Consider the following 23,152-nt stretch of genomic DNA (forward strand, 5'->3'; position numbering starts at 1 on the left):
TTTGGAGGATCAAAAGATCGCAGCCTTCGGCAGCTCCTACAGGTGAAACGCAATCCCATGTAGGAGCTGCCGAAGGCTGCGATCTTTGCTTTTGATTTATTCAGCCCAAGGCGCCCGCCGCGAATCGTTCAGCCCGAGCAAGTAACTGTCGCCGCCCAACTGACTCATCTGCTGGCGAATCCAGCCAGCCCGACGCGACACATACCCGGTCGGATGACTGGCGCTCCACACCCGCGGATTGGGCAGTACCGCCGCCAGATAACTCGCCTGCTGCCGCGACAACGATTTCGCGCTCACGCCAAAATGATGCCGTGCCGCCGCTTCGGCACCAAACACGCCGTCATCCCACTCGACGCTGTTCAGATACACCTCAAGAATCCGCTGCTTGGGCCAGAACACTTCGATCAACGCGGTAAACCACGCTTCCAGGCCCTTGCGCAGGTAGCTGCGGCCGGACCACAAAAACAGGTTTTTCGACACTTGCTGGCTCAAGGTGCTGGCGCCACGAATCGAGCCGCCCAGTTCGTTGTGGGCCAGCGCCGCCTGGATCGCGCGCAGATCGAAGCCCCAGTGCTCGGGGAATTTCTGGTCTTCGCCAGCAATTACCGCCACTTTCAGGTCGTCGGAGATCTCATTCCACGGTTTCCAGGTGCGCTGCAGGTCAATCGGCTCACCGTCGACCCAGGATTCGACCTTGCGTTCGACCATCAACGCCGTGCCTGGCGGTGGCACGAAGCGAAACACCAGCACCAGCAAGACACTGCCGCCGGCGAACCAGAGCAAAGCCTTCGTGAGACGACGGAAAATTGAACGCAGCATAGAGATGGCTTGGCCGAACCCGTGGAGCGGGCCATTATACAGACCCTGCCGATCGCGTCTGACTGGAGTTCCCCATGCTGCGTGGCTTTTTGATGCTGGCCGCTTTTTTCGGATTTACCGGTGTTGCGCTGGGCGCTTTCGCCGCCCATGGCCTGAAAAACCGCCTGACCCCGGAATACCTGACGATTTTCCATACCGGCGTCACCTATCAATTGGTGCACACTCTTGCGCTGTTCGGGGTGGCGCTGCTGGCCACGCAAATTCAAGGGCGCCTGATCAGTTGGGCCGGCGTGTCCTTCAGCGTCGGCATCCTGCTGTTCTCCGGCAGCCTGTATCTGCTGACCACCACCGGCATCAGCAAGCTCGGCATCATTACTCCATTCGGTGGCCTCGCGTTTCTGGTCGGTTGGATCTGCCTCGGCTTCGCCGCTTGGCGCCTATCCTGAATCTGACGCTCTCCCCGCAGGAGCTGCCGAAGGCTGCGATCTTTTGATTTTGTTTTCAAGATCAAAAGATCGCAGCCTTCGGCAGCTCCTACACGGACCGGTTTCAAGACGAATGGCTTGGGTCAGCCTGACTGATCGGGCTAGAATGCCTGCCCCTAAAAATGATGGCGGCGTTGTGCATGCGCATTCAGTTGAACGGTGAGTCCTTTGAATTGCCCGACGGTGAAACCGTTGCGGGCCTGATCACTCGTCTGGATCTGACCGGACGCCGTGTGGCCGTAGAGCTCAATCTGGACATCGTCCCGCGCAGCCAGCATGCCGATACCATGCTAAACGACGGCGACAACGTCGAAGTGGTCCACGCCATCGGCGGCGGCTGATTGTTCCGGCCTGCAAGGGCACAGAATTCTGCAAGACCCTCACCCTTAAAGAGGATTCCCCATGAGCATCGTTCGTAGCGACAAGCCTTTTGTGCTGGCCGGTCGTACTTACCAGTCGCGTTTGCTGGTCGGTACCGGCAAGTACCGTGACATGGAAGAAACCCGCCAGGCCATCGAAGCCTCGGGTGCCGAGATCGTCACCTTCGCCGTGCGCCGCACAAATCTGGGTCAGATCGAAGGCGAGCCGAACCTGCTCGAAGTGCTGTCGCCGGATCGCTACACCTTTCTGCCGAACACCGCCGGTTGCTACGACGCCATCGAAGCCGTGCGCACCTGCCGCCTCGCGCGTGAACTGCTCGACGGCCACAATCTGGTGAAGCTGGAAGTGCTGGCCGACCAGAAGACCCTGTTCCCCAACGTGATCGAAACCCTCAAGGCCGCCGAAACCCTGGTCAAGGAAGGCTTCGACGTGATGGTCTACACCAGCGATGACCCGATCATCGCCCGGCAACTGGCGGAAATCGGCTGCATCGCCGTGATGCCGCTGGCCGGTCTGATCGGCTCCGGTCTGGGTATCTGCAATCCGTACAACCTGCAGATCATCCTCGAAGAAGCGAAGATTCCGGTGCTGGTGGATGCCGGTGTCGGGACTGCTTCCGACGCGACCATCGCCATGGAACTGGGGTGCGACGCCGTATTGATGAACTCGGCCATCGCCCACGCCCAGCAACCGGTCATGATGGCGCAAGCCATGCAGCACGCCATCGTCGCCGGTCGCCTGGCGTACCTCGCCGGCCGCATGCCGAAAAAACTCTATGCCAGCGCCTCTTCGCCGCTGGATGGTCTGATCAAGTAAGAGCCATTGATGACTGAATCGAACGACACGCCTGTCCAGCCGGACGAAGGCGACGAGCGCCAACACCGCCGCATCAAGAGTTTCGTGATGCGCGCCGGGCGCATGACCGAAGGCCAGCAACGCGGTCTGGATCAGGGTGCGCCGCTGTACGTGCTGCCGCTGGCCGATGCGCCGGTCGATTACGACCAGGTGTTCGGCCGCTCGGCACCGCGCTCGCTGGAAATCGGTTTCGGCATGGGCCACTCGCTGCTGGAAATGGCCGCCGCGGCGCCGGAGCAGGATTTCATCGGTGTCGAAGTGCACCGTCCGGGTGTCGGTGCGCTGCTCAATGGCGTGCTGACCCAGGGGCTGACCAACCTGCGGGTCTACGATTGCGACGCGATCGAAGTGCTCAACCGCTGCATCGCCGACAACAGCCTCGATCGCCTGATGCTGTTTTTCCCGGATCCGTGGCACAAGAGCCGTCACCACAAGCGCCGCATCGTTCAGGCCTCGTTCGCCGAACTGGTGCGCAGCAAGCTCAAGGTCGGCGGCATTCTGCACATGGCCACCGACTGGGAACCGTACGCCGAATACATGCTGGAAGTGATGAACGTCGCACCGGGCTACCGCAATCTCGCCGAAGACGGCAAGTGCGTGCCACGCCCGGCCGAACGCCCGATCACCAAGTTCGAACGCCGCGGCGAACGCCTTGGCCATGGCGTGTGGGATCTGAAGTTCGAAAAACTCTCCTAAGCATCACGCAACACCCCAGTAGGAGCTGCGGCACGCTGCGATCTTTTGATCTTGATTTGAAGATCAAAAGATCGCAGCGTGCCGCAGCTCCTACAGTTGTTTTCGGTTTCGCCAGAAGTTAAAGGGTGGTAATGAAGCGCACAGGCACGTGGTCTGTCAGCCAGACGCCATTTTCGGCCTGATAAAACTTGAAGCCTTGCTCCTGCATTTGCTGCGCGGCGACTCTCAGAATTACCACGGTTCCGTAGCGTTGCCCTACGGCTGAGGCAGTGGCGGACTCTTCCGACAGATGCACGTGGTGACGCGGTCCCGGGATCAAGCCTTGCTGGCTGATAGAGTCCATGAAGCGTGTCGCCGTACCGTGATACAGCATTTGCGGTGGCTGCTTTTCCTCCAGTTGAAGCGCTACGCTTTTCGTCGAATGGCCCTGAACGGCGCGAATGAACTGGCCGTCTTCCGAGATCGAAAAGCGCTTTTTGTCGCTGCTCGCTACGATGTTTTCAATCAGTGAGCGATCCAGGCTTCGACCATCACGTGCAGCGCCGCTGATCAGTGCTTCGATATCTGCCCAGCCTTCCGAATCCAGCGTCAACCCAATCGCCTGAGGCTCATGGCGCAATACGTAGCTAAGAAATTTGCTCGTCTCATCCAGCAGCTTTTTACTCATGAGCTTCCCTGTCATTGCGATCAACTGTGGGAGCGAGCCTGCTCGCGAAAGCGGTTGTTCATTCAACTCTGATGTTGACTGACACACCGTATTCGCGAGCAGGCTCGCTCCCACATTTCGTTTCGGGGGGTTTGCGGAATCAGCGGCGGTCGGCGACCACACCGATCAACACCAGCACTACCAGCAGCACCGGTGCCAGGCTGTAGTTGTTGAACTGGCTCAGGCCTTTGATCACCCACGGCGTGGCGTAGATCAGCGCAGCGCCGCTGCCGATCAGGCAGAGCAGGGCCATCAGGGGCACGCGCAGGGCGCCGGCGATGCTGCCCAGGCGTTGCTCGACCCAGCCTTTGAAGTCAGCGCCGAACAGCACCAGCAGGCAACCGACCAGCGCCAAAGCGATTTCCGAGAGATTGCTGCGGCTCCAGCGGGAGACGGTTGCCAGCAGGTCGAGTATCAAATCCATGCGTTTTCCCTTTGAGCTGAAGTCAGTTCAGAAATTGTTGCAGCAAATCGTTGAGAAACAGCTGGCCGCGTTCGGTCGCCGCCAGGCGTGACGGTTCGACCTGCAACAGACCGCTTTGTTCGGCCTCGCGCCGGCCTTCGGCGAGGCTGTCCAGCGACAGCCCGGTGCGCTCCGGATACAGGCGCGATTCGACCCCGGCAGTCAGGCGCAGGGCGTTCATCAGGAACTCGAACGGCATCTCGTCATTGCTCAGCGATTTCTCGCCGGCCTGAAAGCTTTTCGCCGGGTTCAGATAATCCTTCGGCAGGCGGGTTTTCCATGTGCGCACGATGCGCCCGTCCGGGTGACTCAACTTGCCATGGGCGCCGGCGCCGATGCCGATGAAGTCGCCGAAACTCCAGTAATTGAGGTTATGCCGCGCCGGTCGCCCGGCCTGGGCATATGCCGACACTTCGTATTGCGCGTAACCGTACTCGGCCAGCAGCGCCTGGCCGGCTTCCTGAATGTCCCACAGGGTGTCGTCTTCCGGCAGCACCGGCGGCTGATTCCAGAACACCGTGTTGGGTTCAAGCGTCAGCTGATACCAGGAAATGTGCGTCGGCTGCAGCGCGATGGCCTGGCGCAGATCGCTCAAGGCATCGTCCAGCGACTGATCGGGCAAACCGTGCATCAAGTCCAGGTTGAAGTTATCGAACCCGGCCTGCCGCGCCATGCCCGCCGCACGCACGGCTTCGTCGCCGTTGTGAATGCGGCCAAGGGCCTCAAGCTTCTCCTGCTGAAAGCTCTGGATACCGATCGATAGCCGGTTGATCCCCAGCTTGCGATAAGCGACAAACTTCTCTTGCTCGAAGGTGCCCGGGTTGGCTTCCAGGGTGATTTCGATGTCGGCGGCGAACGGGATGCGTTGTTCGACGCCCTTCAACAAGCGCCCGAGGGCTTCGGCGCTGAACAGGCTCGGCGTCCCGCCACCGAAGAAAATCGAAGTCAGCTCACGGCCATACACCGCGTGCAGATCCTGATCGAGATCGGCCAGCAGTGCGTCGACATATTCCTGCTCCGGCAGCACCGGGCTGGCGGTGTGCGAGTTGAAATCGCAATACGGGCATTTGCGCACACACCACGGGATGTGGATGTACAGCGCCAAGGGCGGCAGGGTTGGCAGCGGCGCACGAGGCGAGGAGGCGGCGCCGCCGATGATCAGCGACGACGCGGAAGAATCAGTGGTCATTTCAAGCCCAGACGCTGGCGCAGCAGATCCATTGCACGGGCGCGGTGGCTGATCTGGTTCTTGTCGGCCGGGCTCAGCTCGGCACTGGAGCAGTCGCGCTCCGGCACCCAGAACAGTGGGTCATAACCGAAACCGTGTTCGCCGCTGGCTGCGGTGAGGATGCGCCCTTGCCACAGGCCTTCGCAGAGGATCGGCAGCGGATCATCGGCGTGGCGCACCAGCGCCAGCACGCAAACGAACTGGGCACCGCGCTCGGCTTCTGGCACATCTTTCAGTGCATCGAGCAATTTAGCGTTGTTCGCCGCGTCGCCCTGGCCGTCGGCATAACGCGCCGAGTAGATGCCCGGCGCACCGCCAAGAAAATCCACCGCCAGCCCGGAGTCGTCGGCCAGTGCCGGCAGCCCGGAAATGCGCGCGGCGTTGCGGGCCTTGAGGATCGCGTTCTCGACGAACGACAGGCCGGTTTCTTCCGGCTCGACCTTGCTCCACTCGCCAATCGAGCGCAGTTGCACCGAGTCGCCGAGCATGGCCTGGAGTTCTTTGAGTTTGCCGGCGTTATGGCTGGCCAGTACGAGCTGCTTGATGTTCATCATTCGCCGGGGAAAAGTTCTTGGTTGAAATTGATGGTGTTGATCTTGTCGCCGTTCTGCACCTTGATTTCAAAGGTGCGGGTTTCCTGCTGCGGTACCGGGTACTGAGCGATGTAGTAGATCGCGCCCTGTTCGGTGACCTGGCGGAATTTCAGCGGCACGCTGTTGCTGGTCAGGTCCTTGATCGTGCCGGTGACGCTGGCGATCAGCGGTTTGCCGTCCTTGACCACCGAGACGTTGATCACGCCCTGGTTCTTGCTGCGAATCAGCTCGGCAGCCTTGGCAATGTCCGGTTGCAGAAACGTCGAGTTGAAGGTGTTGTAGTGCACCGTGATGTCACCGAAGGTTTCCTTGCGTTCACCTTTGATGACGTCCGCCGCCAGGGCGCCGGCGCTCAGGCAGGCAGTGAGTAACAACAACGCTAGACGACTCATGTTCGTGCTCCTCGAAATGGCCTGGTTCAGACCGCGACTCGGTGGTCCGCCAGTTGCGGGCTGCTGACGCGGTAGATACCGATTTCACCTAACAGATTAGGCCATAGCTTACTGGCCCACCCGTGGCGGTGCTGTTGATCCACGGCAAGCCGATCAATGACCTTGGCATCACGTTCGCGGCACAGTTCTTCGAAATCCTCGAAGGTGCAGAAGTGAATGTTCGGCGTGTTGTACCAGGTGTAGGGCAGGAACTCGGAGACCGGCATGCGGCCCTTGCTCGCCAGGTACCAGCGGCAGCGCCAGTGGCCGAAGTTGGGGAAGGTGATGATGCACTGGCGGCCGACCCGGAGCATTTCGTCGAGGATCCTGTCCGGGTAATGCACCGCTTGCAGGGCCTGGGTCATGACGACGATGTCGAAACTGTTGCTGGCGAAGTTGCCCAGGCCCTTGTCCAGATCCTGCTCAATGACGTTGATGCCCTTGGCCACGCACTCGGCGATATTGTCGGCGTCGTTTTCCAGGCCATAACCGGTGACGTTCTTGTTGTCGCGCAGCCAGGTCAGCAGCTCGCCGTCACCGCAACCGAGGTCGAGGACGCGGCTGCCGGCGGGGATCCATTCCTGGATGATTTCCAGATCAGCTCTCATGGCTTTCTCACAACGAAATGCGGTTCATGTAATTGCCGAACGCCTGCAAGTAACGCGGGATCGGAATCAGGAAAGCGTCGTGGCCCTGCGGCGCGTCGATTTCCAGGTAGCTGACGTCCTTGCGCGCGGCCATCAGCGCATCCACCAGTTCCCGCGAACGCGCCGGGGAGAAGCGCCAGTCGGTGGTGAATGACATCACGCAGAATTTGGCCGTGGCGTTTTCGAAGGTTTTCGCCAGATCATCGTCGAAGTTCGCCGCCGGATCGAAGTAATCCAGCGCCTTGGTCATCAGCAGATAGGTATTGGCGTCGAAGCGCCCGGAGAACTCTTCGCCCTGATAACGCAGATAGCTTTCGACCTGGAACTCGACACTGTGGAAGTCGTAGTTGAGCTTTTCGCTCTTCAGGCCACGGCCGAATTTCTCGCCCATGGAGTCGTCGGACAGGTAAGTGATGTGGCCGACCATCCGCGCCAGCATCAGCCCGCGCTTGGGGATCACGCCCGCTTCCTGGAACGAACCGCCGTGGAATTCTGGATCGGTGAGGATCGCCTGGCGCGCGACTTCGTTGAAGGCGATGTTCTGCGCCGACAGTTTTGGTGCCGAGGCGATGGCCAGGCAGTGCCGCACTCGATCCGGGTAGGTGATGGTCCATTGCAACGCCTGCATGCCGCCGAGGCTGCCGCCGATCACCGCCGCCCACTGGCCGATGCCGAGCAGGTCAGCCAGACGCGCCTGGCTGTGCACCCAGTCTTCGACGGTGAGCACCGGGAAGTCGGCGCCGAACGGCTTGCCGGTCTCCGGATTGACGCTGCTCGGGCCGGTGGAACCGTTGCAGCCGCCGAGGTTGTTCAGGCTGACCACGAAGAACTTGTTGGTGTCGATCGGCTTGCCGGGGCCGATGCAGCTGTCCCACCAGCCGGGTTTGCGGTCGTCGACGCTGTGATAACCGGCAGCGTGGTGGTGGCCGGACAAGGCGTGGCAGATCAGCACGGCGTTGCTCGCCTGGGCGTTCAGCGTGCCGTAGGTTTCGTAGATCAGGTCATAAGCGGCCAGCGAACGGCCACAGGCCAGCGCCAGCGGTTCGCTGAAGTGCGCGGTTTGTGGTGTCACCAGACCAACAGAATCGGCGGGAAAGGCAGTTGGCATCGACCCTGCTCTCGTTGAAATGAGGCGTAAGTCTAAAGACCGTGGGGGTTAGCGGCAAGCAACGATCAGGTCCGGCGTTTTCGCTTCGGACCGAGGTGCAGCCATTCGCGAGCAGGCTCGCTCCCACAGTTGAAATGCATTCCAATGTGGGAGCGAGCCTGCTCGCGAAAAAGGCGACTCGGTCAGTCAGACCGAACGCACTGGCTCACATCAGCAAACGCAAAATCTCCGGCATCATCGTCATCGCCGCCAGATTGTTGATCACCAGCATGTCGATCAATTTCAGCGCAAGGAAGGCGAAGATCGGTGACAGATCCAGCCCGCCCAGGTTCGGCAGGAAGCGGCGGAACGGTGCCAGCGCCGGCTCGCAGATCTGGTTGACCAGTTCGGCGCCCGGATTGTGGCTGCCCGGTGCGACCCACGAGAGAATCACGCTGATGATCAGGGCGAAGAAGAAAATCTTCAGGAACAGCGCGGTGACGCCGATCAGCGACCAGATCAACAGTTGCAGCGGGTTGCCGGTGGTGCCATAGGTCAGCAGCAGGGTCAGCGCCATCAGCAGCAACTGCACGAGGATCGCCAGTACCAGCGACGACATGTCGAGGCCGAACAGGCTCGGGATGATCCGGCGCAAAGGCTTGAGCAGCGGCTGAGTGGCCTTGACCACGAATTGGCACAGCGGGTTGTAGAAGTTCGCCCGCACCAGTTGCAGGACGAAGCGCAGCAGCACGATCAGCAGGTACAGGCTGCCGAGGGTTTGCAGCACGTAAACCGCTGCGGTGTTCAATCCGATCATGTAAGGCTCCTTTATTTGCCCAGTTGTTCAGCCATTTCGGCCGAGCGGTGCGCGGCGGCGCCGAGTGCGGTTTCAACCAGCGCTTCGAAGCCGCCAGCCTGGAATGATTTGATTGCAGCTTCCGTGGTGCCGTTTGGCGAAGTCACGCGGCGACGTAATTCGGCGGCGTCGACATCGCTGGACACCGCCATATGCGCGGCGCCCAGAGCGGTCTGCACGGTCAGTTGCTCAGCGATTGCTTTTGGCAGGCCAAGTTTGACGCCGGCGGCGGTCATGGCTTCGATCAGCAGGAAGAAGTACGCCGGGCCGGAGCCGGACACTGCGGTGACCGCGTCCAGTTGCTGTTCTTCTTCCAGCCACAGGGCGATGCCGACCGCGGACAGCAGCTCTTCGGCTTGCTGACGCTGCTCGGCGGTAACTTCGCTGGTCGCGTACAAACCGCTGACACCCTGACGCAACAGCGCCGGGGTGTTCGGCATGCAGCGCACGATTGGCTGTTCGCCAAGCCACGCGGTCATGCTCGCGCAGGTGATGCCGGCGGCGATCGACACCACCAGTTGATTCGGTTTCAGGCTTGGGCAAATCGCCTCGCACACGGCTTTCATCGCCTGTGGTTTGACCGCCAGCACGATGACATCGACGCCATCGATGGCCTGGGCATTGTCGGCGAAGGTTTCGATGCCGTGTTCGGCGCTGACCCTGGCGCGGGTTTCTTCACCCGGATCGCTGGCGCGGATCTGCGCCGCTTCCAGACCCTTGGCGCGCAGGCCGCCAATCAGACTGGCCGCCATGTTGCCCGCACCGATAAACGCAATACGTGTGTTGCTCATGTGTGGTCCTTATCTGGAAACGTTCAAGACTGGGAATAATCTCTGGCGCCAAACAGCGCGGTACCGATCCGCACCCAGGTGGCGCCCTGGGCGATGGCCGACTCGAGGTCGTGGCTCATGCCCATGGACAAGGTGTCGAGCGGCAGCTTGAGGCTCGCCTGCAAGGTCTGCACGGCGGCGAAAGCAGCGTCCTGTTCGGCGCGCGCCTCGGTCGGCTCGGGAATCGCCATCAGCCCGCGCAGTTTCAGCCGGGGCAGGGCGCTGATGGCCTCGGCCAGCGTCGGCAGATCGGCCGGCGTGCAACCGGATTTGCTAGCCTCGCCGCTGACATTGACCTGAATGCAGATGTTCAGCGGCGGCAGTTCGGCCGGGCGCTGTTCGGACAGGCGTTGGGCAATTTTCAGACGATCCACGGAGTGCACCCAATCGAAATGCTCGGCAATCGCGCGAGTCTTGTTCGATTGAATGGGGCCGATGAAGTGCCAGATCAAGGGCAGGTCGGCCAGCTCCAGCTGTTTGCCCAAGGCTTCCTGCAAGTAGTTCTCGCCGAAGTCGCGCAGGCCGGCGGCATAGGCTTCACGCAGGGCCTGGGCGGGTTTGGTCTTGCTCACGGCGAGCAAATGAATGCTGTTTTCGTCGCGGTGCGCAGCTTTCGCCGCTGCCTGGATGCGCGAACTAACCTGAAGGATGTTGTCTGCTATCGTGGACATCAAGAGGCGCCGGCGGTCTGTAGGTTCGCGGCATTCTACTGGAATTGAGGGACGCTATGGATATCACTGAACTGCTGGCCTTCAGCGCCAAACAGGGCGCATCCGACCTGCACCTGTCGGCAGGGCTGCCGCCGATGATTCGTGTCGATGGCGATGTGCGACGGATCAATCTGCCGGCGCTGGATCACAAGCAAGTGCACGATCTGATCTACGACATCATGAACGACACGCAGCGCATCGAATTCGAGAAAAATCTGGAAACCGATTTTTCCTTTGATGTGCCCGGCGTGGCGCGGTTTCGGGTTAACGCGTTCAACCAGAACCGAGGCGCCGGCGCGGTGTTCCGCACCATTCCGTCGAAAGTGCTGAGCATGGAAGACCTCGCCATGGGCGATGTTTTCCGCAAGATCACCGATGCGCCGCGCGGGCTGGTGCTGGTGACCGGGCCGACCGGTTCCGGCAAATCGACCACGCTGGCGGCAATGATCGATTACCTCAACACCCATCGCCATCACCACATCCTCACCATTGAAGACCCCATCGAGTTTGTCCACGAATCGCGCAAATGCCTGATCAATCAGCGCGAGGTCCATCGCGATACCCGCAGCTTCGCCACCGCGCTGCGCTCGGCGTTGCGTGAAGATCCGGACGTGATTCTGGTCGGCGAGATGCGCGATCTGGAAACCATTCGCCTGGCGCTGACCGCCGCCGAGACCGGGCATCTGGTGTTCGGCACGCTGCACACGACCTCGGCGGCGAAGACCATCGACCGTGTGGTCGACGTGTTCCCCGGCGACGAGAAGTCGATGGTGCGTTCGATGCTCTCGGAGTCGTTGCTGGCGGTGGTGTCGCAGACGTTGATCAAGAAGATCGGCGGCGGGCGGGTGGCGGCGCATGAAATCATGCTGGGGACGTCGGCGATCCGTAACCTGATCCGCGAGGACAAGGTGGCGCAGATGTATTCAGCGATTCAGACCGGTGGGTCGCTGGGCATGCAGACGCTGGACATGTGCCTGAAGGATCTGGTGACCAAGGGCTTGATCAGCCGCGAGCATGCCCGCGAGAAAGCGCGTACGCCGGATAATTTCTAGCAGCCAAAAGCAAAAGATCGCAGCCTTCGGCAGCTCCTACAGGGAAACGCTGATCCCAATGTAGGAGCTGCCGAAGGCTGCGATCTTTCGATCTTTAACGCTGGACTACACGCAGCTGCTGTTGCTCTTTCGGCAACACGCGCTTGGCCACGACGTAATGCTTTTCCCAGTAGGGCTTGTTCAGCGTATCGATGCTCACCGCTTTGCCACGGCGCGGGGCGTGGATGAAGCGGTCGTTGCCCAGGTAGATGGCAACATGGTTGACCCGACGACTCTTGATGTTGAAGAAAATCAGGTCGCCCGGCTTCAGATCCTTGCGCTCGACTTTCTCGCCGTGACCGCTGGCCATGGCGTTGGAGGTGCGTGGCAGGTCGAACGTAGCGTCGTTGAACGCGTATTTCACCAGACCGCTGCAATCGAAGCCTTTACTTGGGCTGCTGCCGCCCCAACGATAAGGTGTACCGAGGACGTTTACCGCACGGCTCAGCACATTGCTGCTTTCCTTGCTCGCCATCGGTGGCACCAGCTTGCTGCGGCTTTTGCTGCTCAGCGTGGTGGTTTTGCTCTTGCTGCTTTTGCTCGCTGGAGCCGAAGCATGGGATTTAGGGGTAAAGCCGTTAACGTTAGGAAGACGTTGCTCACGATTGGTGGCGTGGGCGGCCAGTGGCATTAATAGGCAAATAGTCAGCCATGTCTTGAAAAATGGTCGCATTAGGCGTGGCTCGTAAGTGATAGCGCGCAACTTTATAACAGCTTTTTTTGCCGTTCCGAGGCCGTTCATCGATTCATTCGGCCGGCTACGGAACCAAAAACGCTCAAAAAGTACGCAATTGTCCGACAGAAGTCAGGTTCTACAAGGGTTTCGCGCTAGCAACGGTAACATTTGCCATACGTCGGCCACCTGTAAAAAAGTCACAAAGAAATGAAGAATATTTATCTATCGAGTGCAATGAGGTCTTAATGAACAGCTATCAGCTACCCCGCGTGAAAGAAAAAGACACTCACAGCAAGGTCATCGGCTATCTGCTTTGGATTTTCGGATTCACGGGAGCGCACCGCTTTTATTACGGCAAACCGGTGACCGGGACGATCTGGTTTTTCACCTTCGGTTTGCTGGGGATTGGCTGGCTGATCGACGTGTTTCTGATCCCGGCGATGGATCGCGAAGCGGACCTGCGCTTTGCCGCCGGGCCGATCGAGTACAACGTTGCGTGGATCCTGCTGACCTTCCTCGGTGTGTTCGGCGTGCACCGCATGTATCAGGGCAAATGGATCAGCGGCTTGCTGTATCTGTTGACCGGGGGATTGTTCTTTATTGGCGTGCTGTATGACTTCTGGACGCTGAACGATCAGGTATCGGTGCGCAACGCGCAGAATCGCGGCGCCTTCCAGTAAGTTTTTGCCAGATCAAAAGATCGCAGCCTGCGGCAGCTCCTACAGGGAAATGCATTCCAAAGTAGGAGCTGCCGAAGGCTGCGATCTTTTGCTTTTTAGGCCTTGTGAGTAATCCGCCCATCCACCAGCGTATAGCGAACGACACCCGGCAGACTGTGCCCGATGAACGGGCAATTCTCGCCCTTCGACAGCCAGTGCTCACCGGCCACCGTCGATGCCTTCGGATCGAACAGCACAATATCCGCCGCACCACCCACCGCCAGTTTGCCCGCCGGCAGACGCAACGCTTCGGCCGGGCCTGCGCTCAAACGAGCCAACAGCGTCGGCAGATCGAGCAAACCATCCTCGACCAGCGTCATCGCCAGCGGCAGCAGCAACTCAACGCTGCTGATGCCCGGCTCGGTGGCGCCGAACGGTGCCAGTTTGGCGTCGCGCTCGTGGGGCTGGTGATGGCTGGAGATCGCCGAGACTACGCCGGACTTCACCGCTTCACGCAAACCATCGCGGTCGGCGCGGGTGCGCAGCGGCGGTTGCACGTGATAGAGGCTGTTGAAGTCGATCAGCGCTTCGTCAGTCAGGATCAACTGATACAGCGCGACATCGGCAGTGACTTTCAAGCCTCGGGCCTGCGCCTGGGCGATCAGGGCGACGCCGCGCGCACTGGTCAACTGGCTGAAGTGCGCACGCACGCCGGTCTGCTCGACCAGCAGCAGATCGCGAGCCAGCGCCACGGTTTCGGCGGTTTCCGGGATGCCCGGCAGGCCAAGGAAACTGGCGACTGCGCCTTCGTGGGCGAGACCGCCCTCGGCCAGATCGTGATCCTGCGAGTTGAAAATCACCGTCAGGTCGAAGGTCGCCGCATATTCCAGCGCCCGGCACAGGGTGCGGCTGTTGCGGAAACTCTCCAGACCGTTGCCGAACGCCACACAACCGGCGTCACGCAGGGCCACCAGTTCGGCCAGTTGCTCACCGTCCAGACCTTTGCTCAGTGCGCCGATCGGGAACACCTTGGTGTTGCCGGCTTCGCGGGCGCGGTCAAGGATCAGCTCAGCCACGGCCGAGGTGTCGAGCACCGGTTTGGTCTTCGGCGGGCAGCACAGGCTGGTCACGCCACCGGCAGCGGCGGCGCGGGTTTCGCTGACGATCGAGCCTTTGCGGCTGTAACCCGGCTCGCGCAGGGCAACGTTGAGGTCGACCAGACCAGGCGCGGCGACCAGGCCTTGGGCATCGATGGTTTCTACTGCGCTGAAACCGGCCGGTGCGGCGCCAAGGGCGACGATCTTGCAGGCTTCAACGTGGATATCGGTGATTTGATCCAGGCCGCTGCTGGGATCGATGACGCGTGCGCCGAGAATGCTGAGCTTCACTGGGCGTTCTCCTGCTCGAATTGGCGCTGGGCGGTTTGCCCGCTCATGGCCATGGACAACACGGCCATACGAATCGCGATGCCGTAGGTGACCTGGTTGAGGATGACCGAGTGCGGACCATCGGCCACCGCCGATTCGATCTCCACGCCACGGTTAATCGGCCCCGGGTGCATGACGATGCAATCCGGTTTGGCCCCGGCCAGACGCGCGGTGGTCAGACCGAACAGGCGATAGAACTCGCCCTCGCTCGGCAGCAGGCCGCCGGTCATGCGCTCACGTTGCAGGCGCAGCATTATCACCACGTCGACGTCTTTCAGGCCTTCGGCCATGTCGGTGTAGACCTTGACGCCGTATTGCTCGATGCCGATCGGTAGCAGGGTTTTCGGCGCAATCACGCGGATATCCGGGCAACCGAGGGTTTTCAAAGCGAGCATGTTAGAGCGCGCCACCCGCGAATGCAGGATGTCGCCGACGATCGCCACCGAAAGGTTTTCGAAACCGCCCTTGTGCCGACGAATGGTGAGCATGTCGAGCATGCCCTGGGTCGGGTGGGCGTGTCGGCCGTCACCGCCGTTGATGATCGCCACTTGCGGGCAGACATGCTCGGCGATGAAGTGCGCGGCGCCGGAATCACCGTGGCGCACGACAAACATGTCGGCGGCCATGGCCTCAAGGTTGCGCAGGGTATCGAGTAACGTTTCGCCCTTGCTTGCCGACGATGTCGACACGTTCAGGGTGATCACGTCCGCCGACAGCCGCTGGGCCGCCAGTTCAAACGTGGTGCGGGTGCGCGTGGAGTTTTCGAAGAACACGTTGCACACGGTCTTGCCGCGCAGCAACGGGACTTTCTTCACCGCCCGGGCACCGACTTCGAGGAACGAGTCGGCAGTGTCGAGGATTTCCGTCAGCAACTCGCGGCGCAAGCCGTCGAGCGAGAGGAAGTGGCGCAGCTGGCCCTGATCATTGAGCTGCAGCGGGCGCTTGGTATCTAGAGGCGTCATCGCGAGGGGGACTCTCAATAGGGCGGATTAAAGGGTGACGTCTTGCAGTTCGAGGGTCAGCGGCTCGGGGCCGGACAGCTTGACCCGCTGGTTGCCGGCCAGGGTCAGGGTGGCGCCGACCACGTTCGGGCGGATCGGCAGCTCACCGGCGTCCAGATCCAGCAGGCAGACCAGAGTGACGCTGGCCGGGCGGCCGTAATCGAACAGTTCATTCATCGCGGCGCGGATAGTCCGACCGCTCATCAGCACGTCGTCGATCAGCACCAGATGCTGGCCTTCGATCTCGAAGGGCAGGGCGGACGGGCGCACTTGCGGGTGCAGGCCGTTCTGGCTGAAGTCATCGCGATAGAAGGACACATCCAGCGTGCCCAGTGGCGCATCGCTGTTCAGTTCCTTGAGCAGCGCCTGCGCGACCCAGATGCCGCCGGTGCGGATGCCGATGTAACGCGGTTCGCTGATGTCACGCTGGGCAAGGTGCGCCTTGAGGCGGGTCGCCATCTGGCTGATCAGATCGGCGGGATTGGGCAGGCTCATGGTTGCTCCTTCGTGAATCCGCGCTGCGTCCTGCCGGACGAAGCTCGGTTTATAACCAAAAGAAAAGCGCCGAAGCGCTTGTCAGGATTCAAACAATGCAGTGTTTTCATCGAGCCAGCCCTGCAGCAGCAGGGCGGCGGCGATGGCGTCCACCGGGTTGTCGCGGTAACTGCCTTTCTGCCCGCCACGCACCAGTCGCTCGCCCTTGGCTTCGAAAGTGGTCAGGCGTTCGTCGTGGGTATAGAAGGGCAGGTTGTAGCGGCCGTTGAGGCGGCGGGCGAATTTCTCGGCGCGCACGCACATCTCGCTGGGCGTGCCGTCCATGTTCAATGGCAGGCCGACCACCACGGCGTCGGGTTTCCATTCTTTTATCAGCGCTTCGACCTGATCCCAGTTCGGCACGCCGTTCTGCGCTTTCAAAGTGCACAGCTCGCGGGCCTGGCCGGTGATGACCTGGCCGACCGCGACGCCGATCTGTTTGGTGCCGTAGTCGAAGCCGAGAATCAGGCGCAGGGCCATCAGGCGTGACCTGCCTGGCTGGTGAGCAGATTGAGATCGATGCCCAGGTGCCGCGCCGCGGCTTCGAGACGCAATTCGCTGCTGGTGTTGAAGAGAATGTCGGCGTCGTACGGGCAGGTCAGCCAGGCGTTGTCGGCAAGTTCCGCTTCCAGCTGCCCGGCTTCCCAGCCGGCGTAACCGAGGGCAATCAGGCTTTTCGCCGGACCGACGCCGTCAGCGATGGCGAACAGCACGTCCTGCGAAGTCGAAAGAGCCAGATCGCCGTCCAGTTGCGCAGTGGCCTGGAAGGTTTTGCCCGCCGGGTGCAGGACAAAACCGCGATCGGTCTGCACCGGGCCGCCGATGAAGATGGGTACGTGCTGGCACAGTGCTGGCGGGTCGATGTCCGGGCGCAATTGCTCGAGGATGTCGGCCAGATTCAGCTCTTGCGGCCTGTTGACCACAATCCCCATAGCGCCATTGGCCGTGTGCTCGACGATGTAGGTCAAGGTGTGGGCAAAGTTCGGGTCGGCCATGTGTGGCATGGCGATCAGGAAGTGATGCTTGAGGTAGCTGGGGCTGACGTTTTTCATGAGCGCTAGTGTGGCGTCGCAAGGGCGAACTGACAAGCTGAGGCTTTAAAAGATCGCAGCCTTCGGCAGCTCCTACAGGGTGTACGCAGGCCCACTGTAGGAGCTGCCGAAGGCTGCGATCTTTTGATTTTGCTCTTAATTGCTTGAGAGTTTGTCGCCCCGGGCAAATTTCCAGGTGCGGATGATTTCCAGGCGGTCGATATCCGACAGATCGCCGGTAAACGGTGCAAACGGCGCGGCCAGACGGACGATACGCTGCGCCGCCTGATCCAGCAGCGGCTGGCCGGAGGATTCGAGCACCAGCACTTCATACAGCGAGCCGTCGCGGTTGATCGAGACCATCAGGCGCAGATTGCCGTAGATCTGCTTGCGTCGGGCTTCTTCGGGGTAGTTGAGGTTGCCGATGCGCTCGACCTTCTTGCGCCAGTCGTCCTTGTACCAGGCGCCCTTGTCGCGCATGGTCGACGCCGCGCTCAAGCGGTGGATACGCGGGCGCTTGGCGTACAGCTGTTGTTCCTTGGCCAGTTCCGCTTCGAGGCTGGCGATGTCGCTGGACAGCTGCGAGCTGTCGAACGCCGGCGCATCGACGGTCGGTTTGACCTCGGTTTTGCTTTCTTCTTTTTTGGTCGGCGCTTTCTTCGGTTTTGGCGCGACGGTGGTCACCGCTGCTTTGGGTGCGGCTTCCTGCACTTCTGGCTTGGCCGCGGGTGGCGGGGTGACTTTTTTGACCTGATTGTCCTGGAACGGCGCGACTTCAGTGGTCTTGGGCAGGGCTTTCTTGTCCAGCGTGCCACTGCCTTCCTGATTTTCCTGGGCGAGAAAATCTGCCTTTTCCGGCTTCTTCTCGGCCTTGAAGGTGGCCAGGGTGATTTCCAGGGTTTTGCTGATCTGCTGCGGCTCGACCATGGTGAAGCCGACGCCCAGCAGCAGCGCCAAATGAATCAGCGCCGCGAGAAACAGGGTAAAACCGAGGCGATCGGCCGGGCGCACGCCACGATGGGCGAGTTCAGCGGGCAGATCGGACGGGAGGGTCATGACAAGAAAACCAACATCGCGTTTTTCAGAGGCTGCGCATGATAACGCAATGTTGGTTTCGCGCCTTGGGCTTCACGCTTCAAGCGACAGACTGCATGTGACGTGCATCAGGCTTTTGGCTTTTTGCCGGCCGCTTGCAGCTTTTTATCGATTGCATCCATCAGCATGCCGCCGATATCAGTGCCAAATGCATTGTCGATTTCGCGGATGCAGGTCGGGCTGGTGACGTTGATTTCGGTCAGGTGCTCGCCGATCACGTCGAGGCCGACAAACAGCAGGCCTTTCTCGCGCAGGGTCGGGCCGACCTGGGCGGCGATCCAGCGATCCTTCTCGGTCAGCGGACGCGCTTCGCCCCGGCCACCGGCGGCGAGGTTGCCACGGGTTTCGCCCAGAGCCGGAATCCGCGCCAGGCAGTAATCCACCGGCTCGCCATCGATCATCAGGATGCGCTTGTCGCCATCGACGATCGCCGGCAGGTAACCCTGAATCATGATCTGCTGCTTGCCGTGCAGGGTCAGGGTTTCGAGGATCACCGAGAGGTTCGGGTGGCCGGCGGTGTGGCGGAAGATCGACGAACCGCCCATGCCGTCCAGCGGCTTGAGGATCACGTCGCCGTGATGGTCGGCGAACTGGCGCAGTACATCCGGGCGACGGCTGACGATGGTCGGCGGCGTGCACTGCGGGAACAGCGTGGCGAACAGCTTTTCATTGCAGTCGCGCAGGCTCTGCGGCTTGTTCACCACCAGCACGCCGGCGGCTTCGGCCTGTTCCAGCAGGTAGGTGGAGTAGACGAATTCCATATCGAACGGCGGATCCTTGCGCATCAGGATCACGTCCAGCTCGCTCAGCAGCTTGTCCTGCTCGGCGTCCAGTTCGAACCATTTGTCCGGGTTGGCGAAGACTTTCAGCGGGCTCATCCGCGCCCGCGCCTGGCCTTCGGCCTGATACAGGTCTTTCTGTTCCATGTAGAACAGTTCCCAGCCACGCTTCTGCGCGGCCAGCAGCATGGCCAGCGAGCTATCCTTTTTATAGGAGATGCTGGCGATAGGGTCCATGACAATCCCGACGCGAACGCTCATTGGGTTTTCCTCGAAATTTGGCTACCGGATCGGTATTGAAAAAGTGCCGCCAGAGTGGCGCCGGGCGGGTTTCGGGTCAAGGAAAAACCCGTCGATAGATTGCATCTGGAGACTGTGCTAAAAAGGCTGGCAGATCGCGCCGGCCCTTGGCTATCAAGGGTTTCAGGCCATTATTCACAGCAAAACGGACAATTTGATTCGCAAAGGCGACGGTAGAACCCTCTTATGGAACAGCAGTCCAGCGCCTTGAAGGTCATGGTGATCGACGACTCGAAAACGATTCGCCGCACCGCCGAAACATTGTTGAAGAACGTCGGTTGCGAAGTGATCACCGCCATCGACGGTTTCGATGCGCTGGCGAAGATCGCCGACCACCATCCCGGGATCATCTTTGTCGACATCATGATGCCGCGTCTGGACGGTTATCAGACCTGCGCCCTGATCAAGAACAACAGCGCCTTCAAGGCGACGCCGGTGATCATGCTTTCATCCAGGGACGGGTTGTTCGACAAGGCCAAGGGGCGGATTGTCGGCTCTGATCAATTTCTGACCAAACCGTTCAGCAAAGAAGAACTGCTCAACGCGATCCAGGCCCATGTTCCGGGCTTCGCCGCCGTTTTGCCGCAGTAAGACACGCACAGTGACGCTCGGCCAGCGGGCCGGCAGTCGACCAGAAAAATGGGGAAGACCATGGCACGTATCCTGATCGTCGATGATTCGCCGACTGAAATGTACAAACTCACCGGCATGCTCGAAAAGCACGGCCATGAAGTGCTCAAGGCCGAGAACGGCGCCGACGGCGTGGCCCTGGCCCGTCAGGAAAAACCCGACGCGGTGCTCATGGACATCGTCATGCCCGGCCTCAACGGTTTTCAGGCGACCCGGCAGCTGACCAAGGATGCCGACACCGCGCACATCCCGGTGATCATCATCACCACCAAGGATCAGGAAACCGACAAGGTCTGGGGCACTCGCCAGGGCGCCAAGGATTACCTGACCAAACCGGTCGACGAAGACACCCTGATCAAGACCCTGAACAACGTGCTCAAAGGCTGATCGCGCAATCATGAGCGAATCGCTGACCGCGTTCGAACTGCTCTGGCAGATCGACCAGCGCTGCCGCCTGCTGGCGGCGGACCTGCCGTCGCAAGCGGCGCGCCCGGATCGCTGGAGCGGCATCGGCTTTCGCCTCGGCGAGCATTGGTATGTGGCGCCGATGGGCGAAGTCAGCGAAGTCCTGCACGAGCCGCGCTTCACCCAGGTGCCCGGGGTCAAGCCGTGGGTCAAGGGCGTGGCCAACCTGCGCGGGCGGCTGCTGCCGATCATGGACCTGTGCGGGTTCTTCGGCCATGAGCTGTCGCCGTTGCGCAAACAGCGGCGGGTGTTGGTTGTGGAACATGAAGACGTGTTCGCCGGGGTGATGGTTGACGAGGTCATCGGTTTGCAGCATTTCGAGCAGGGCAGTTTCGAGCCGCTGTCGATCAGCAAGCGCCAGGGCTCCAAGGCCGAATTCGTCAAAGGCTATTTCCGCCGCGAACAGAACTGGCGGGTGTTCAGCCTGTTCGCACTGGCCAAATCCCCGGTGTTCATGGGTGTAGCGGTATAACAGATTCACCACCGTCCCCTGTGGGAGCGAGCTTGCTCGCGAAGAGGGCGTGTCAGGCGAAATAAATATTGGCTGACCTACCGCTTTCGCGAGCAAGCTCGCTCCCACAGGGATTGCAGCAGGCTTCAAAGGTGTGGGTTAAGGGCGAGGACCGATGACAAAAGCAAAAACAGGCAAGTCGGCAGAAGCATCCCGCAGTCGTGCGCAGATCATCGTGCTGTTTATCGCGCTGATCGTGTTCATCATGCTGCTGTTCGCCAACTTCGCTTACCTCAACACCCAGGCGAACTACGACAAGCAGTACATCGGCCACGCCGGCGAGCTGCGCGTGCTTTCGCAACGCATCGCCAAGAACGCCACCGAAGCGGCCGCGGGCAAGGCGGCCGCGTTCAAACTGCTCAGCGATGCGCGCAACGATTTCGCCCAGCGCTGGGGCTATCTGAAGAAGGGTGACCCGAACACCGGCCTGCCACCGGCACCCGTCGCCGTGCGCCCGGAAATGCGCGCGGTGCAAATGGATTGTGAACGCCTGCTGAAAAACACCGATGCGATTCTCAGCAGCGAACAGACCGTGCTGTCGCTGCACCAGGTCGCCGCGACGCTGGCCGAAACCGTGCCGCAGTTGCAGATCGAATACGAAAAAGTCGTGGAAATTCTCTTGCAGCGCGGCGCTCCGGCGGCGCAGGTGGCGATGGCGCAGCGGCAATCGCTGCTGGCTGAACGCATCCTCGGCGCGGTCAACACCGTGCTCGCCGGTGACGAAAATTCGCAGCAGGCCGCCGATGCCTTTGGCCGCGATGCCGCGCGTTTCGGTCTGGTGCTCAACGGCATGTTGCAGGGCAACCCGGCACTGAAAATCAGCCAGGTCGAAGACCGCGACGCCCGCGCCCGTTTGAGTGAAATCTCCGAGCTGTTCCAGTTCGTTTCCGGCTCCGTGGATGAAATCCTCGAGACCTCGCCGGAGCTGTTCAAGGTTCGCGAATCGGCCAGCAACATCTTCACCCTGTCGCAAACCCTGCTCGACGAAGCCTCGCACCTGGCCACCGGTTTCGAACATCTGGCCGGTGGGCGCAACACCGACACCATTGGCGGCTATGTGCTGGGCTTGCTGGCGCTGGCCTCGATCATCCTCATCGGCTTGGTGATGGTGCGGGAAACCAATCGCCAGTTGCGCGAAACTGCCGAGAAGAACGAGCGCAACCAGAACGCGATCATGCGCCTGCTCGACGAGATCGAAGACCTCGCCGACGGCGATCTCACCGTGACCGCTTCGGTGACCGAAGACTTCACCGGCACCATCGCCGACTCGATCAACTATTCCGTCGACCAATTGCGCGATCTGGTCGCCACCATCAACCTCACCGCTGGTCAGGTTGCCGCTGCGGTGCAGGAAACCCAGGCCACCGCCATGCATCTGGCCCAAGCGTCTGAGCAACAGGCCCAGCAGATTTCCGAAGCTTCGACGGCGATCAGCGACATGGCCGAGTCCATCGATCAGGTTTCGGCCAACGCTGCCGAATCGTCGGCGGTGGCCGAGCGCTCCGTGGAGATTGCCAACAAGGGCAACGAGGTGGTGCACAACACCATCCACGGCATGGACAACATCCGCGAGCAGATTCAGGACACCGCCAAGCGCATCAAGCGCCTCGGCGAGTCGTCCCAGGAAATCGGCGACATCGTCAGCCTGATCGATGACATCGCCGACCAGACCAACATCCTCGCCCTCAACGCAGCAATTCAGGCATCGATGGCCGGTGATGCCGGACGTGGTTTTGCTGTGGTTGCCGACGAAGTGCAGCGGCTGGCCGAACGTTCGTCCGCCGCAACCCGGCAGATCGAAACACTGGTGCGGGCGATCCAGGCCGACACTAACGAAGCGGTGATTTCCATGGAACAGACCACCACCGAAGTGGTGCGCGGCGCGCGACTGGCGCAGGATGCCGGTGTGGCTCTGGAAGAAATCGAAGGCGTCTCCAAGACCCTCGCGGCGCTGATCCAGAGCATTTCCAACGCGGCGCAGCAGCAGACCTCTTCGGCCGGGCAGATCTCGCTGACGATGAACGTGATCCAGCAGATCACTTCGCAGACTTCGTCGGGGTCCACGGCCACCGCCGAGAGCATCGGCAACCTGGCGAAAATGGCCAGTCAGCTGCGTCGTTCGGTGTCCGGATTCACCTTGCCGGCGGCGACAGATAAAGCGTGAGT

At 60.9% G+C, this 23,152-nt stretch carries 29 protein-coding genes; 10 read left to right on the forward strand and 19 right to left on the reverse strand.

Annotated elements, in window-relative coordinates; translation table 11 throughout:
- Positions 1–96: 96 nt before the first annotated feature.
- Positions 97–819, reverse strand: coding sequence for a monofunctional biosynthetic peptidoglycan transglycosylase (gene mtgA, locus AC0Z4S_RS15385; protein ID WP_095181330.1), 723 nt, complete (start codon positions 817–819; stop codon positions 97–99).
- A gap of 74 nt (positions 820–893) precedes the next feature.
- Between mtgA and AC0Z4S_RS15390 the strand changes: the two genes are divergently transcribed.
- The 4 genes from AC0Z4S_RS15390 (at position 894) to trmB (ending at position 3,236) form a co-directional block, all read left to right on the forward strand.
- Entirely contained in the window at positions 894–1,265 is a 372-nt protein-coding gene (locus tag AC0Z4S_RS15390; protein ID WP_485623644.1) for a DUF423 domain-containing protein, read from the forward strand.
- A gap of 179 nt (positions 1,266–1,444) precedes the next feature.
- The gene (thiS, locus tag AC0Z4S_RS15395) at positions 1,445–1,645 is read left to right on the forward strand and encodes a sulfur carrier protein ThiS (protein WP_253496807.1); all 201 of its coding nucleotides are present in this window, start codon (positions 1,445–1,447) and stop codon (positions 1,643–1,645) included.
- 61 nt (positions 1,646–1,706) lie between these two features.
- Positions 1,707–2,501 carry a thiazole synthase gene (locus AC0Z4S_RS15400; protein ID WP_007964131.1) on the forward strand — a complete coding sequence of 265 codons (795 nt, stop codon included), beginning with the start codon at positions 1,707–1,709 and terminating at the stop codon, positions 2,499–2,501.
- Positions 2,502–2,510: 9 nt separating this feature from the next.
- Positions 2,511–3,236 (forward strand): tRNA (guanosine(46)-N7)-methyltransferase TrmB, encoded by a 726-nt coding sequence (gene trmB, locus AC0Z4S_RS15405; protein WP_016772721.1) that lies wholly within the window; start codon positions 2,511–2,513, stop codon positions 3,234–3,236.
- Positions 3,237–3,354: 118 nt separating this feature from the next.
- On the opposite strand, the gene AC0Z4S_RS15410 is transcribed toward trmB, so the two are convergent.
- The 10 genes from AC0Z4S_RS15410 to AC0Z4S_RS15455 form a co-directional block, all read right to left on the reverse strand.
- Positions 3,355–3,903: an RNA 2'-phosphotransferase gene (locus tag AC0Z4S_RS15410; protein ID WP_485623645.1), complete on the reverse strand. Its 549-nt coding sequence runs from the start codon at positions 3,901–3,903 to the stop codon at positions 3,355–3,357.
- Positions 3,904–4,042: 139 nt separating this feature from the next.
- Positions 4,043–4,366: a DUF3392 domain-containing protein gene (locus AC0Z4S_RS15415; protein ID WP_008083808.1), complete on the reverse strand. Its 324-nt coding sequence runs from the start codon at positions 4,364–4,366 to the stop codon at positions 4,043–4,045.
- Positions 4,367–4,388: 22 nt separating this feature from the next.
- On the reverse strand, positions 4,389–5,594 hold the full coding sequence (gene hemW, locus AC0Z4S_RS15420; RefSeq protein WP_485623646.1) for a radical SAM family heme chaperone HemW: 1,206 nt from the start codon (positions 5,592–5,594) through the stop codon (positions 4,389–4,391).
- Entirely contained in the window at positions 5,591–6,187 is a 597-nt protein-coding gene (rdgB, locus tag AC0Z4S_RS15425) for an RdgB/HAM1 family non-canonical purine NTP pyrophosphatase (protein WP_485623647.1), read from the reverse strand. The genes hemW and rdgB overlap by 4 nt, the downstream gene beginning before the upstream one ends.
- Positions 6,184–6,618: a DUF4426 domain-containing protein gene (locus AC0Z4S_RS15430; protein ID WP_253496794.1), complete on the reverse strand. Its 435-nt coding sequence runs from the start codon at positions 6,616–6,618 to the stop codon at positions 6,184–6,186. Before AC0Z4S_RS15430 ends, rdgB begins: the two co-directional genes overlap by 4 nt.
- Positions 6,619–6,644: 26 nt before the next feature.
- Positions 6,645–7,265 carry a methionine biosynthesis protein MetW gene (gene metW, locus AC0Z4S_RS15435; protein ID WP_039757544.1) on the reverse strand — a complete coding sequence of 207 codons (621 nt, stop codon included), beginning with the start codon at positions 7,263–7,265 and terminating at the stop codon, positions 6,645–6,647.
- 7 nt (positions 7,266–7,272) lie between these two features.
- A complete protein-coding gene (gene metX, locus AC0Z4S_RS15440; RefSeq protein ID WP_064364749.1) occupies positions 7,273–8,412 on the reverse strand; it encodes a homoserine O-succinyltransferase MetX in 1,140 nt (379 codons plus the stop codon).
- Positions 8,413–8,617: 205 nt separating this feature from the next.
- Complete coding sequence (locus tag AC0Z4S_RS15445; protein ID WP_039757546.1) at positions 8,618–9,208, reverse strand: YggT family protein; 591 nt, start codon at positions 9,206–9,208, stop codon at positions 8,618–8,620.
- An 11-nt stretch (positions 9,209–9,219) separates the two neighbouring features.
- Positions 9,220–10,038: a pyrroline-5-carboxylate reductase gene (gene proC, locus AC0Z4S_RS15450; protein ID WP_485623648.1), complete on the reverse strand. Its 819-nt coding sequence runs from the start codon at positions 10,036–10,038 to the stop codon at positions 9,220–9,222.
- Positions 10,039–10,061: 23 nt separating this feature from the next.
- On the reverse strand, positions 10,062–10,748 hold the full coding sequence (locus tag AC0Z4S_RS15455) for a YggS family pyridoxal phosphate-dependent enzyme (RefSeq protein ID WP_485623649.1): 687 nt from the start codon (positions 10,746–10,748) through the stop codon (positions 10,062–10,064).
- A gap of 56 nt (positions 10,749–10,804) precedes the next feature.
- Between AC0Z4S_RS15455 and AC0Z4S_RS15460 the strand changes: the two genes are divergently transcribed.
- Positions 10,805–11,839, forward strand: coding sequence for a type IV pilus twitching motility protein PilT (locus AC0Z4S_RS15460; protein WP_016772732.1), 1,035 nt, complete (start codon positions 10,805–10,807; stop codon positions 11,837–11,839).
- 94 nt (positions 11,840–11,933) lie between these two features.
- Here the strand turns inward: AC0Z4S_RS15460 and AC0Z4S_RS15465 are convergent, their stop codons facing one another.
- The gene (locus AC0Z4S_RS15465) at positions 11,934–12,551 is read right to left on the reverse strand and encodes a C40 family peptidase (protein ID WP_042606566.1); all 618 of its coding nucleotides are present in this window, start codon (positions 12,549–12,551) and stop codon (positions 11,934–11,936) included.
- Between the two features lie 248 nt (positions 12,552–12,799).
- On the opposite strand from AC0Z4S_RS15465, the gene AC0Z4S_RS15470 reads away from it, so the two are divergent.
- Positions 12,800–13,234: an NINE protein gene (locus tag AC0Z4S_RS15470; protein WP_039757549.1), complete on the forward strand. Its 435-nt coding sequence runs from the start codon at positions 12,800–12,802 to the stop codon at positions 13,232–13,234.
- A 95-nt stretch (positions 13,235–13,329) separates the two neighbouring features.
- Here the strand turns inward: AC0Z4S_RS15470 and AC0Z4S_RS15475 are convergent, their stop codons facing one another.
- The 7 genes from AC0Z4S_RS15475 to gshB all read right to left on the reverse strand — a co-directional run bounded on the left by AC0Z4S_RS15475 (position 13,330) and on the right by gshB (position 19,341).
- Positions 13,330–14,601 carry a dihydroorotase gene (locus tag AC0Z4S_RS15475; RefSeq protein ID WP_281891782.1) on the reverse strand — a complete coding sequence of 424 codons (1,272 nt, stop codon included), beginning with the start codon at positions 14,599–14,601 and terminating at the stop codon, positions 13,330–13,332.
- Entirely contained in the window at positions 14,598–15,602 is a 1,005-nt protein-coding gene (locus AC0Z4S_RS15480) for an aspartate carbamoyltransferase catalytic subunit (RefSeq protein WP_016772736.1), read from the reverse strand. The genes AC0Z4S_RS15475 and AC0Z4S_RS15480 overlap by 4 nt, the downstream gene beginning before the upstream one ends.
- 27 nt (positions 15,603–15,629) lie before the next feature.
- A complete protein-coding gene (gene pyrR, locus AC0Z4S_RS15485; protein WP_016772737.1) occupies positions 15,630–16,136 on the reverse strand; it encodes a bifunctional pyr operon transcriptional regulator/uracil phosphoribosyltransferase PyrR in 507 nt (168 codons plus the stop codon).
- 81 nt (positions 16,137–16,217) lie between these two features.
- Positions 16,218–16,655: a Holliday junction resolvase RuvX gene (gene ruvX, locus AC0Z4S_RS15490; protein WP_016772738.1), complete on the reverse strand. Its 438-nt coding sequence runs from the start codon at positions 16,653–16,655 to the stop codon at positions 16,218–16,220.
- Positions 16,655–17,227, reverse strand: a complete 573-nt coding sequence (locus tag AC0Z4S_RS15495; protein WP_329515636.1) for a YqgE/AlgH family protein — start codon at positions 17,225–17,227, stop codon at positions 16,655–16,657. Before AC0Z4S_RS15495 ends, ruvX begins: the two co-directional genes overlap by 1 nt.
- Before the next feature lie 135 nt (positions 17,228–17,362).
- Entirely contained in the window at positions 17,363–18,262 is a 900-nt protein-coding gene (locus tag AC0Z4S_RS15500; RefSeq protein ID WP_329515635.1) for an energy transducer TonB, read from the reverse strand.
- A gap of 107 nt (positions 18,263–18,369) precedes the next feature.
- Entirely contained in the window at positions 18,370–19,341 is a 972-nt protein-coding gene (gene gshB / locus AC0Z4S_RS15505; protein ID WP_485623650.1) for a glutathione synthase, read from the reverse strand.
- A gap of 225 nt (positions 19,342–19,566) precedes the next feature.
- Between gshB and pilG the strand changes: the two genes are divergently transcribed.
- The 4 genes from pilG to AC0Z4S_RS15525 all read left to right on the forward strand — a co-directional run bounded on the left by pilG (position 19,567) and on the right by AC0Z4S_RS15525 (position 23,150).
- Positions 19,567–19,971, forward strand: a complete 405-nt coding sequence (pilG, locus tag AC0Z4S_RS15510) for a twitching motility response regulator PilG (protein ID WP_016772743.1) — start codon at positions 19,567–19,569, stop codon at positions 19,969–19,971.
- A 60-nt stretch (positions 19,972–20,031) separates the two neighbouring features.
- Complete coding sequence (gene pilH / locus AC0Z4S_RS15515) at positions 20,032–20,397, forward strand: twitching motility response regulator PilH (protein WP_039757553.1); 366 nt, start codon at positions 20,032–20,034, stop codon at positions 20,395–20,397.
- A gap of 10 nt (positions 20,398–20,407) precedes the next feature.
- Positions 20,408–20,947, forward strand: a complete 540-nt coding sequence (locus AC0Z4S_RS15520; RefSeq protein ID WP_485623651.1) for a chemotaxis protein CheW — start codon at positions 20,408–20,410, stop codon at positions 20,945–20,947.
- A gap of 154 nt (positions 20,948–21,101) precedes the next feature.
- Positions 21,102–23,150 (forward strand): methyl-accepting chemotaxis protein, encoded by a 2,049-nt coding sequence (locus AC0Z4S_RS15525; protein WP_485623652.1) that lies wholly within the window; start codon positions 21,102–21,104, stop codon positions 23,148–23,150.
- Positions 23,151–23,152: the final 2 nt, after the last annotated feature.

This window comes from Pseudomonas sp. 1L-B-1-E-C1, from assembly GCF_057291835.1.

Excerpts from the sequence above, each read along its gene's own strand:
- proC (WP_485623648.1), bottom strand. The coding sequence starts at position 10,038 with ATGAGCAACACACGTATTGCGTTTATCGGTGCGGGCAACATGGCGGCC.
- hemW (WP_485623646.1), bottom strand. The coding sequence starts at position 5,594 with ATGACCACTGATTCTTCCGCGTCGTCGCTGATCATCGGCGGCGCCGCC.
- rdgB (WP_485623647.1), bottom strand. The coding sequence starts at position 6,187 with ATGATGAACATCAAGCAGCTCGTACTGGCCAGCCATAACGCCGGCAAA.
- pilH (WP_039757553.1), top strand. The coding sequence starts at position 20,032 with ATGGCACGTATCCTGATCGTCGATGATTCGCCGACTGAAATGTACAAA.
- AC0Z4S_RS15445 (WP_039757546.1), bottom strand. The coding sequence starts at position 9,208 with ATGATCGGATTGAACACCGCAGCGGTTTACGTGCTGCAAACCCTCGGC.
- AC0Z4S_RS15390 (WP_485623644.1), top strand. The coding sequence starts at position 894 with ATGCTGCGTGGCTTTTTGATGCTGGCCGCTTTTTTCGGATTTACCGGT.
- gshB (WP_485623650.1), bottom strand. The coding sequence starts at position 19,341 with ATGAGCGTTCGCGTCGGGATTGTCATGGACCCTATCGCCAGCATCTCC.
- AC0Z4S_RS15465 (WP_042606566.1), bottom strand. The coding sequence starts at position 12,551 with ATGCGACCATTTTTCAAGACATGGCTGACTATTTGCCTATTAATGCCA.
- AC0Z4S_RS15410 (WP_485623645.1), bottom strand. The coding sequence starts at position 3,903 with ATGAGTAAAAAGCTGCTGGATGAGACGAGCAAATTTCTTAGCTACGTA.
- metX (WP_064364749.1), bottom strand. The coding sequence starts at position 8,412 with ATGCCAACTGCCTTTCCCGCCGATTCTGTTGGTCTGGTGACACCACAA.
- AC0Z4S_RS15455 (WP_485623649.1), bottom strand. The coding sequence starts at position 10,748 with ATGTCCACGATAGCAGACAACATCCTTCAGGTTAGTTCGCGCATCCAG.
- AC0Z4S_RS15460 (WP_016772732.1), top strand. The coding sequence starts at position 10,805 with ATGGATATCACTGAACTGCTGGCCTTCAGCGCCAAACAGGGCGCATCC.
- AC0Z4S_RS15430 (WP_253496794.1), bottom strand. The coding sequence starts at position 6,618 with ATGAGTCGTCTAGCGTTGTTGTTACTCACTGCCTGCCTGAGCGCCGGC.
- ruvX (WP_016772738.1), bottom strand. The coding sequence starts at position 16,655 with ATGGCCCTGCGCCTGATTCTCGGCTTCGACTACGGCACCAAACAGATC.
- thiS (WP_253496807.1), top strand. The coding sequence starts at position 1,445 with ATGCGCATTCAGTTGAACGGTGAGTCCTTTGAATTGCCCGACGGTGAA.
- pyrR (WP_016772737.1), bottom strand. The coding sequence starts at position 16,136 with ATGAGCCTGCCCAATCCCGCCGATCTGATCAGCCAGATGGCGACCCGC.
- AC0Z4S_RS15480 (WP_016772736.1), bottom strand. The coding sequence starts at position 15,602 with ATGACGCCTCTAGATACCAAGCGCCCGCTGCAGCTCAATGATCAGGGC.
- AC0Z4S_RS15415 (WP_008083808.1), bottom strand. The coding sequence starts at position 4,366 with ATGGATTTGATACTCGACCTGCTGGCAACCGTCTCCCGCTGGAGCCGC.
- AC0Z4S_RS15525 (WP_485623652.1), top strand. The coding sequence starts at position 21,102 with ATGACAAAAGCAAAAACAGGCAAGTCGGCAGAAGCATCCCGCAGTCGT.
- AC0Z4S_RS15470 (WP_039757549.1), top strand. The coding sequence starts at position 12,800 with ATGAACAGCTATCAGCTACCCCGCGTGAAAGAAAAAGACACTCACAGC.
- AC0Z4S_RS15400 (WP_007964131.1), top strand. The coding sequence starts at position 1,707 with ATGAGCATCGTTCGTAGCGACAAGCCTTTTGTGCTGGCCGGTCGTACT.
- trmB (WP_016772721.1), top strand. The coding sequence starts at position 2,511 with ATGACTGAATCGAACGACACGCCTGTCCAGCCGGACGAAGGCGACGAG.
- pilG (WP_016772743.1), top strand. The coding sequence starts at position 19,567 with ATGGAACAGCAGTCCAGCGCCTTGAAGGTCATGGTGATCGACGACTCG.
- metW (WP_039757544.1), bottom strand. The coding sequence starts at position 7,265 with ATGAGAGCTGATCTGGAAATCATCCAGGAATGGATCCCCGCCGGCAGC.
- AC0Z4S_RS15500 (WP_329515635.1), bottom strand. The coding sequence starts at position 18,262 with ATGACCCTCCCGTCCGATCTGCCCGCTGAACTCGCCCATCGTGGCGTG.
- mtgA (WP_095181330.1), bottom strand. The coding sequence starts at position 819 with ATGCTGCGTTCAATTTTCCGTCGTCTCACGAAGGCTTTGCTCTGGTTC.
- AC0Z4S_RS15520 (WP_485623651.1), top strand. The coding sequence starts at position 20,408 with ATGAGCGAATCGCTGACCGCGTTCGAACTGCTCTGGCAGATCGACCAG.
- AC0Z4S_RS15495 (WP_329515636.1), bottom strand. The coding sequence starts at position 17,227 with ATGAAAAACGTCAGCCCCAGCTACCTCAAGCATCACTTCCTGATCGCC.